General features: G+C 66.7%; 1 protein-coding gene. It reads left to right on the top strand.

The genetic code is table 11. The annotated features are described in order from the left end of the window. Positions 1–286 (top strand): DNA polymerase (locus B2J89_RS21645; protein ID WP_240965116.1); only part of this gene is annotated, 286 nt, incomplete at its 5' end. Between the last annotated feature and the right edge of the window lie 224 nt (positions 287–510).

Below are 510 nucleotides of genomic sequence, written 5' to 3'. Positions count from 1 at the left end.
GCGCCGCAGCGGCGCCGAGCGCGCGGCCATCAACGCGCCCATGCAGGGCACGGCCGCCGACCTGATCAAGTTGGCCATGGTGGCGGTGCAGGAAGAGCTCGATGCGCACAAGCCCGAGGTACTGATGGTGCTGCAGGTGCACGACGAACTGGTGTTCGAGCTGCCCGAGGGCGACGTCGACTGGCTGCGCAGCCACATCCCGCGCCTGATGGCCGGCGTGGCGCAGCTCAAGGTGCCGCTGCTGGCTGAGGTCGGCGTGGGGCCGAACTGGGACCAGGCGCACTGAAGGCGGTGCTCCTGAATCGAGAGCGCATGGCGCTCGTCACACCTGGTTTTTAGTGCTTTTTTGCCATGAAATGCAGGGCCTGCAAGCGTTGCCAGCTATCAAAAAATGACTTCTCCGCATTCCCGCCCGCGCCCGCGTAGGCCGCTGCGCGCCGTGGCCTTGACCCCCGCCGTGCGCATGGGCCTGTCGATTTCCGTCGCCACCGGGCTCTACGGCATCTCGTT

It is taken from the genome of Acidovorax sp. SRB_24 (assembly GCF_012931925.1).
Note: the sequence above shows the minus strand (reverse complement) of the source record. Positions and strands in the feature narration are given on the sequence as shown.